The organism is Streptomyces sp. NPDC091649 (assembly GCF_044756785.1).
Taxonomy (GTDB): domain Bacteria; phylum Actinomycetota; class Actinomycetes; order Streptomycetales; family Streptomycetaceae; genus Streptomyces.
Window position 1 is genome coordinate 1 of the sequence record NZ_JBIVTR010000046.1, and the last position, 1,423, is coordinate 1,423.

Sequence of the window (1,423 nt, forward strand, 5' to 3'; positions counted from 1 at the left end):
CTCCGTAAGGTGTTAGGCGGCCCGGGAGGGCCGGATGTGGCTGATGGTGTCTTGCCATTTGTGGCTCCCAAGGAGTGGCCGTCCGGCTCTCCGGGGCGCCCTGGCTGCTGATTGAGATGTGCGCTTCGGTCGCTGATTACGGAGATGACAGCGGGGTGTTCCTCGGGCCGACGGCATGCCGTGTGGGTCGAGGAGGGGCACGTGAGTAAGCGGAAGGACCAGGTCTGGGCCGGTGTCGATGCCGGCAAAGGTCACCACTGGGCGGCTGTGATCGATGAGACCGGCGCGACGCTGTGGTCGAAGAAGGTCGACAACGACGAGTCGGCGATCCTGACCGCGCTCGGCGAGATCCTGGACCTGGCGGACCGGGTCCACTGGGCCGTGGACATCTCCGGCACATCCTCCGCGCTGCTGCTGGCCCTGCTCGCGGCCCACGGCCAGCAGACCGTCTACGTGCCAGGCCGAACGGTCAACCGCATGTCCGGCGCCTACCGGGGCGAAGCGAAGACCGACGCCCGCGACGCCTACGTCATCGCCGAGACTGCCCGCCACCGCGGTGACTTCGCCACCATCGACGTGCCCGCCCAGCTGGCCGCCGACCTCGCGCTGCTGACCGCCCACCGCTCCGACCTGGTGGCCGACCGGGTGCGAATGATCAACCGTCTGCGTGACGTGCTGACCGGGATCTTCCCCGCACTGGAGCGGGCCTTCGACTACTCGGCCCACAAAGGTGCGTTGGTGCTGCTGACCGGTTACCAGACGCCGGCTGTGATCCGTCGCCGCGGCAGGGCCCGGCTGACGGCCTGGCTGGCCAACCGTAGTGTCCGGGGTGCTGACGCGGTCGCCGCGACCGCGCTGGAAGCCGCGCAGGCCCAGCAGACCGCGCTGCCCGGGGAAGATGTCGCCGCGCAGATCGTCGCCGACCTGGCAGCTCAAATCCTGGCCCTGGACGACCGGCTGAAGCGGATCGACAAGCAGATCCGGGAGACGTTCCGCAGCCACCCGCAGGCTGAGATCATCGAGTCCCTGCCCGGGATGGGCCCGATACTCGGGGCCGAGTTCGTCGTCGCCGCCGGCGACCTGTCGGCCTACACCGACGCCGGCCACCTGGCCTCGGCGGCCGGGTTGGTGCCCGTCCCACGCGACTCCGGACGCAGGACCGGCAACCTCCACCGGCCCAAGCGCTACAGCCGCCGCCTGCGAAGGGTGTTCTACATGTCCGCGCAGACCAGCATCATCCGCGAAGGACCGAACCGGGACTTCTACCTCAAGAAGCGCGGCGAGGGCTGCAAACACGTCCAGGCCGTCATCGCCCTCGCACGCCGACGAGCCAGCGTGCTCTGGGCTCTGCTCCGTGACGGACGAGTCTTCACCCCCGTCCTGCCGCTCACGCAGGCGGCTTGACTTCGTCATTGAGACTCCT

1 protein-coding gene is annotated in these 1,423 nt (G+C 69.0%); it reads left to right on the forward strand.

Annotated elements, in window-relative coordinates; translation table 11 throughout:
- Window positions 1-201: 201 nt before the first annotated feature.
- The gene (locus ACIQMU_RS31575) at window positions 202-1,404 is read left to right on the forward strand and encodes an IS110 family transposase (protein ID WP_352244122.1); all 1,203 of its coding nucleotides are present in this window, start codon (window positions 202-204) and stop codon (window positions 1,402-1,404) included.
- The last annotated feature ends 19 nt before the right edge of the window (window positions 1,405-1,423 follow it).